This window comes from Stenotrophomonas sp. HMWF003 (genome assembly GCF_003061285.1).
In the GTDB taxonomy this organism is placed as follows: Bacteria; Pseudomonadota; Gammaproteobacteria; order Xanthomonadales; family Xanthomonadaceae; genus Stenotrophomonas; species Stenotrophomonas maltophilia_AP.
This window is the reverse complement of the sequence record NZ_QAIW01000341.1, coordinates 1-6,774: the sequence shown is the minus strand read 5'-3', so window position 1 is coordinate 6,774 and position 6,774 is coordinate 1. Positions and strand designations below refer to the sequence as shown.

The window sequence follows — 6,774 nt, the reverse complement described above, 5'->3', positions numbered from 1 at the left end:
GCATCGTATTGGCCGAAGACCAGGCGATGGTGCGCGGTGCACTGTCGGCGCTGCTGGGCCTGGAGCCGGACATCGAGGTGCTGGGCAGCGCCGCCGATGGCGAGGCGGCCTGGCGCATGCTGCAGCAGCTGCAGCCGGACATCCTGGTGACCGACATTGAAATGCCCGGTCTGTCCGGGCTGGAGCTGGCCCAGCGCATCGCGCGCCAGCAGTTGCCGATCAAGGTGATGATCGTGACCACCTTCGCGCGCTCGGGCTTCCTGCGCCGGGCGCTGGATGCCGGCGTGTGCGGGTACCTGCTCAAGGATGCGCCGGCCGAACGCCTGGCCGATGCCCTGCGCCAGGTGCAGCGCGGCGGACGCGCGATCGACCCGCAACTGGCGCTGGATGCGTGGTCGCAGGCCGACCCGCTCAACGACCGCGAACGCCAGGTACTGCGCCTGTCAGGCGACGGGCGTTCGGCCAGCGAGATCGCCACCCAGCTGGGCTTGTCGCACGGCACCGTGCGGAACTATCTGTCCGAATGCATCGGCAAACTGGGCGTGGCCAACCGCATCGAAGCGTATCGGCTGGCGCGGCAGAAGGGCTGGCTGTAGGCGAGCGCGTATTCTGTGCGCTCCATGGACCGGAAGCGCACCCGATGAAACACCACTTCGCCGATCTCATCGACCGTACCGGTGGGGTGTGGACCATCACGCCGAACGCGCAGCGCTGGTCCTGCCATTACGACGACGTGGCCGATGATGCATCCGGCACCGCGAGCGCTACCGCGCCCTCGTCGACGCCCACCGCGCCGCCCGGTAGGCACCCACCGTGGATGGGTGCAACGCAATCGCACCGGTAGTGCCGGCCGCTGGCCGGCTCCTCGCAACGCTGACCGGAGGGCCATCTACCGACCAACGGTCGGTAGCTACCTGGCAGGCGTCCGTTTACCGAGGATCGACATCGGCCGGTGGCGTACGGCCCGGTCCCTTCGCCATCGCCTGGAACACCCCATCCCGGCGCACCCACAGGTGGAACAGCGCGGCCGACAGATGCACCACCACCGTGGCGAACAGCGCATAGGCCAGCAGGCTGTGCGCATTGCGCAGTGCCGCGTACAGCGACGGATCATGCGGCACGATCGCCGGCAGGTTTACGCCGGACCACATCACGATCGGATAGCCACCGGCCGACAGCATCGACCAGCCCACCAGCGGCATCGCCAGCATCAGCCCGTACAGCACCCAGTGCGACGCATGCGCGGCAGCCGCCTGCCAGGCTGGCAGGTCGGCCGGCAACGGCGGCGGCCGGTGGCGCAGGCGGTTGTACAGGCGCACGAGCACCAGCAGCAGGATCGCGATGCCCAGCGGCCGGTGCAGGTCGACCAGCATCGGCCGCCACTGAAGCGCGGCCACCATGCCCACGCCCACGAACAGCATGGTCAGGATCATCGCCGCCATCAGCCAGTGCAGCACCCGCGCGGTAAGGTTGAAGTGGCCGTTCTCGCGGTTCATTTCGCACCTTCCTTGCCGGTGGCGGCAGCACCCTTGCCGCTGGCGATTTCGCGCTCGCGGCGGTTGAACGACTGCGAATACACGGCCGAGCGTGCCGCCAGGATCGGGTCATCGGAGCCGGCGATGCCGCTGGGCAGGATCAGCGGGTCGTAGTTGAGGTCGCGGCACGCGCCCTCGGCCTGCGGCTGCATCGACACCAGGCTCAGCGTGCCTACCTTGACCTGGCGGCGTTGCGCCGGCCACACCTGCGACGGGTCATCGATCGGGTCGCCAGCTTCGGCAAGCGTCACCCACATGTCCCAGCGCACCGGGCCCTGGGCCAGCCGTTGCGCGAATTCGTCGGCCAGGTAGTCCAGCCCGGCCTGCGCGCGCTGGTCGGCGGTCATCTCCACGAACGGGGCCTGCGGGCGCATGCTCCAGCGCACGAAGTGCCGGCTGCCGTCGGCGGCGGTGAAGCGGAAGCTGTTGACCCCGTTGTAGTCGGTGTTGGCCCAGCTGTTGGACCAGGGCGCGGTCTTGGCCCATTCCCCGAAGGCGCGCGCGCTGGGGTATTTGGCCTGCACCGCGGCCATCTTCGCCGGGTCCGGCTTGCCGGTGGCCGGGTCGGGGATACCCGCGCGGGTCTGTTCCAGGAAGGCCTCGGCGGTGGGCACCGCGAAGAACGGGAAGCTGTTCATCGCGGTGCGCCATTCCTGGCCGTCATCGCTCACCAGCTGCAGCGCCATGCTGCGCACGCGCGCGTTGGCATCGGCGCCGTGCGGGTCGCCGCCGCCGATCGACAGACGGCCCAGCACCGGCACCTGCGCCTGGCGGAACACGCGGGCCGAACTCAACGCGGCTCCGTCCGGGGTGCCTTGGAAACTGCCGCTTACGCACACGCCCTTGCTGTGTGCGCGGCGGAACCCGGGGTGCGGCGGACCGGTGGCCTCGATGCTGTCGGTGAAGGCCTGCGCGGTGGCGCGGTCGCGACCGATCCAGCCGGCCAGCCAGGCAAACGCCAGTACCAGCAGGCCGGCAATCAGCGCGATCAGCGCGATCCACAGCAGCGGCGACGGGGGACGCGGGGCGCCCGGCTCCTGGCCGGCGCGGGTGTACCCAAAGAGCGACATGTCTGGAATCCTGCCTTCACGATGCGTGTGGGTGGGCGACAGGCGCATGGTGTCAGAAGGCGGCGTGCGCCGATATTCACATTTTCGACAAGTATTGAAAACGCAGATCCCCGCCGAAGCGGGGATCTGTCGGTTCCAGCCAGGTGCGCAGCACGTAGTGCCGGGTTCTACCCGGCAGGTAGGGCAGCGGGGGCAGAGCCCCGCTCTACGATGGTCGGCCGCCACGTAGTGCCGGGTTCTACCCGGCAGGCAGGGCAGCGGGGCAGAGCCCCGCTCTACGATGGTCGGCCGCCACGTAGTGCCGGGTTCTACCCGGCAGGTAGGACAGCGGGGCAGAGCCCCGCTCTACGGATCAGCAGGACAGCGGGGCAGAGCCCCGCTCTACGGGTCAGGCGTAGCGCGCCTTCAGCATCGCCCACGCCGAGCGCAGCGCCAGCGCTTCGCCACCGGCCGGGCGGCCCGGGCGTTCGCCGTCGTTCCAGGCGTACACGTCCAGGTGCGCCCAGACCTGGCCTTCGGCGATGAAGCGCTCCAGGTACAGCGCGGCGGTGACCGAGCCGGCCATGCGCGAGCCGGCGTTGGCCAGGTCGGCGATGCCGCTGTGCAGGTAACGCAGGTACGGACGCCACAGCGGCATGCGCCAGACCGGGTCGCGGGTCCGTTCGCCGGCCTGCTGCCACTGCTGGGCCAGGGTGTCATCGTTGCTGAACAGCGCCGGCAGGTCCGGGCCCAGCGCGATGCGTGCCGCGCCGGTGAGGGTGGCGAAGTCGAGCACGATCTGCGGCTGTTGTTCGCTGGCGTAGGTGAGGGCATCGCACAGCACCAGCCGGCCCTCGGCGTCGGTATTGTCGATCTCGATACTCAGCCCCTTGCGGGTGGCGATCACTTCGCCCGGCCGGAATGCATCCGGGCCGATCGCGTTTTCCACCGCCGCAATCAGCAGCGTCAGCTGCACCGGCAGCTGCTGGGCCATGATCAGCCCGGCCAGCGCCAGCGCATGCGCCGCGCCGCCCATGTCCTTCTTCATGTTGCGCATGCCGTCGGCCGGCTTGATGTCCAGGCCACCGGTATCGAAGCACACGCCCTTGCCCACCAGCGCCACATGCGGCTGGCCAGCGTTGCCCCAGCGCAGCGCGATCAGGCGCGGTGCACGGTGCGAGGCGCGGCCAACGGCGTGGATGGCCGGGAAATTCTGCGGCAGCAGTGCATCACCGGTGATCACGTCCACCTGCGCACCATGTGCATCGGCCAGCGCACGCGCGGCGTCTTCCAGCTGCTGCGGGCCCATGTCTTCGGTGGGGGTGTTGACCCAGTCGCGCACGCGCAGGCTGGCGGTCACCACATCGCGCACTTCGGCCGACGGCGTGGCCAGCAGCTGCGCCGGCGCGCGGTTGGGCTTGCGGTACCGTGCGAAGCGATAGCTGCCCAGGCCCCAGCCGAGGTGCAGCAGGGTTTCGACATCCGCCGGCAGCGCATCGGCCACCTTCCACACGGTGCCTTCGGGCAGCGCGAACGGCGCATGTGCGTACGCATAGGCATCGCCGGGATCACCCACGCCCACGATCGCACCGGCCAGGCCATGCTCGCCGGGCAGCAGCACCACGCTGCCACCGCTGCCGTTGAAATGCTGCGCATCGATCCAGGCAACCAGCGCCTCGCTCTGCTGCGCGCGCCAGGCGGCAAACTGGGTGCGCTCCATCACGTGCAGCGGAAGGGCCTTGGCGGCGTCGGTGGTGAAACCGTTGATCTGGGTCATGCGGGAAATGGCTCCGTTCGTGGTCAGGCGTGCTGCGCCGATGCATTCGCATCGAGCCAGTCGGCCAGCCCGGTCAGGGTGTCGAACTGCAGGTCAGGCTGCAGCGAAGGGTGGTTCCAGACATGCGCTTCGCGGTTGATCCAGCAACCGCGCAGGCCCGCCTGCATGGCGCCCACCACGTCCATCTCGGCGTGGTCGCCCACGTGCAGCACGTGGGTGGGGGCAACGCCAAGGCGTTCGCAGGCGGCGTGGAAAATGCTGGCCGCCGGCTTGGCCGCGCCGTGTTCGCGCGAGCCCAGCTGGAAGCTGAAATGGTGGGCCAGGCCGATCCGCTGCAGGTCGGCGTTGCCGTTGCTGAGCGCGGCCACCGGCACCTTCGCGGCAATCCGGGCCAGCGCGTCCAGTGCGTCCGGGTAGAACTCCACCTGGTTGCGCGCGGCGTAGAACGCCTCGTAGGCCGGCTCGAGCAGGGCCAGGTCGGCGCCGCTCTTTTCCAGCGCTTCGTGCAGGGTCAACCGGCGCAGCGCGCTCAGGTCGTGGTGCAGCTGCGGGTTATCGTGGAAGGAGCGCTCGCGCAGTTCCCGCATGGCCGCCACGGGGAACATCGCGGCGGTGGCGGGGCTGTGCTGCAGCATCCAGTCAAACAACACCTGGTCAATGCGCGCGCCGATGGGGGCGAACGGCCACAGGGTGTCGTCGAGGTCGAGGGTGATGGCTTGGACGGGGAAATTCACCCCGCCATTCTACGCCTGCGCGCGCGGGCTTTCATGGCGCGCGCAGGCAAGGCGCCGGTGAAGGCCCTCAGCGCAGGTCGTAGGAACAGCTGATGGATGCCTGGCCATCCTGCTGCCGCACGTTCAGGTCATGGCGACCCACCTGCAGGAGGTAGTCGCCGGCTACGTTGTCCCGCATCTTCGCCAGCGCGGCGATCTGCTCGGTACTGGCCGTGCTGAAGTAGGCGGTGTAGCTGTCGCTGCCGTCCTCGCCGTTGGCACCGTCGTACAGGTACAGGCGGTTCACCGGCTGGCCCAGCACCAGCAGCGGCGTGCTCAACGCATACTCACCGTCGGACAGGGCGCCATACACCTGCAGCTCGGTGGGCTTGAGCACCTTGGCCAAGGCGGCGAACTGCGCAGGCGTCAGGTGACGCTTGCAGGTGACCGCCTCGACCAGCTGGCGGCCGGCCAGGTCGGCGCTGGGCGGGGGAGCGGCCAACGCCGGGACGGCGAGGGTGACAAGGCCGACGAGGGCAAGGCAACGGGGAGCGAGGGAAGGCATCAGCGCCGGGTCCATCCGAAAAAAGGGCCGGTATTCTGCCAGCCTCGGCAGTGTGCGGCCAGCCAGACTCCCGGCATCACAGGCTCATTCGAGCAACCGCGCCCAGCCGTGCATGCCGTCCAGCCGTGCCAGCACCAGCTTGACGCAGACCAGCAGCGGCACCGCCAGCAGCAGCCCGATCATGCCCCACAGCCAGCCGAACACCAGCAGCGACAGGATCAGGATCAACGGCGAGATCGCCATGCGCCGGCCCAGCACGATCGGGGTAACAACCTGGCCTTCAATGGTGTGCAGGGCCAGGTAGCAGGCCGCCGGCAGCAAGGCCTTGAGCGGATCGCTGAACTCCACAAAGCCCATCAACAGCATCAGCGCCACGCCGATCAGCGGCCCCACGTAGGGCGCAAAGTTCAGCAGGGCCGCCACCGTGCCCCACAGCAGCGCTTCCTGCAGGCTGATCCCGAGCAGCAGCAACACGCCGGAAAACACCAGCCCCACCAGGGTGTTGATGACGGTGATGGTGAGGACGTAACGTGACACCTCGCGTTCGATCGAGCGCAGGATATCGGTGGTGAAGCGTTGCTGCTGGCGGCTGGGGAACAGCGCGATGGCATGCTTCTGCAGGTTCTGCCCGTAGATCATGAAGAACAGCGTCAACAGCACCACCGCCAGTACCGAGGCGGCCAGTCGCGGCGCGCGGGTCAACACCTTGTACGGGTCGTCCAGCTGGGTGCGCACGATCTGCACGCGTCGGCTGCTTTCGCCCCCGGCAACGCGGGCGAAGTTCTCGGCGGCCTGGTTGGCCTGCTGCACCGGCTTGGTCAGGTCCTGCACCTGGCGGGCCACCTTGCGCAGCTGCTGCGGGGCTTCCTGCGCCCACTCCATGGCCGGCCCCACCAGCTGCACGCCCAGCGCGGCGGCACCACTCAGGCCCACGCCCAGCACCAGCACCGCGCCCAGGAAGCGGGGAATCCAGAGCTTGCCCAGCAGCCGCAGGATGGGGTTGCAGACCAGTGCCAGGAACATCGCCAGCAGCACCGGCAGGATCACCTCCTGCGCGGCCCAGAGCGTGAACCCCACGGCCAGCGTGGCCAGCACCACCAGCGACATCGGCGCGCGCGGGCGGGGCGGTGGGGGC

Annotated in this window: 7 protein-coding genes; 1 reads left to right on the top strand and 6 read right to left on the bottom strand. The window is 69.2% G+C overall.

Annotated elements, in window-relative coordinates:
• Positions 1-2: 2 nt before the first annotated feature.
• Positions 3-596, top strand: coding sequence for a response regulator transcription factor (locus tag DBR34_RS13680; RefSeq protein WP_258223926.1), 594 nt, complete (start codon positions 3-5; stop codon positions 594-596).
• Between the two features lie 333 nt (positions 597-929).
• On the opposite strand, the gene DBR34_RS13675 is transcribed toward DBR34_RS13680, so the two are convergent.
• The 6 genes from DBR34_RS13675 to DBR34_RS13650 all read right to left on the bottom strand — a co-directional run.
• On the bottom strand, positions 930-1,496 hold the full coding sequence (locus DBR34_RS13675; protein ID WP_128097201.1) for a cytochrome b/b6 domain-containing protein: 567 nt from the start codon (positions 1,494-1,496) through the stop codon (positions 930-932).
• On the bottom strand, positions 1,493-2,605 hold the full coding sequence (locus DBR34_RS13670) for a catalase family peroxidase (RefSeq protein WP_128097200.1): 1,113 nt from the start codon (positions 2,603-2,605) through the stop codon (positions 1,493-1,495). Before DBR34_RS13670 ends, DBR34_RS13675 begins: the two co-directional genes overlap by 4 nt.
• A 388-nt stretch (positions 2,606-2,993) precedes the next feature.
• Positions 2,994-4,361: a M17 family metallopeptidase gene (locus DBR34_RS13665; protein WP_128097199.1), complete on the bottom strand. Its 1,368-nt coding sequence runs from the start codon at positions 4,359-4,361 to the stop codon at positions 2,994-2,996.
• A 23-nt stretch (positions 4,362-4,384) separates the two neighbouring features.
• Complete coding sequence (locus tag DBR34_RS13660; protein ID WP_128097198.1) at positions 4,385-5,095, bottom strand: HAD family hydrolase; 711 nt, start codon at positions 5,093-5,095, stop codon at positions 4,385-4,387.
• Between the two features lie 67 nt (positions 5,096-5,162).
• Positions 5,163-5,639 carry a hypothetical protein gene (locus DBR34_RS13655; protein WP_128097197.1) on the bottom strand — a complete coding sequence of 159 codons (477 nt, stop codon included), beginning with the start codon at positions 5,637-5,639 and terminating at the stop codon, positions 5,163-5,165.
• Positions 5,640-5,723: 84 nt separating this feature from the next.
• A partial coding sequence (locus DBR34_RS13650; protein ID WP_258223925.1) for an AI-2E family transporter occupies positions 5,724-6,774 on the bottom strand: 1,051 nt, incomplete at its 5' end.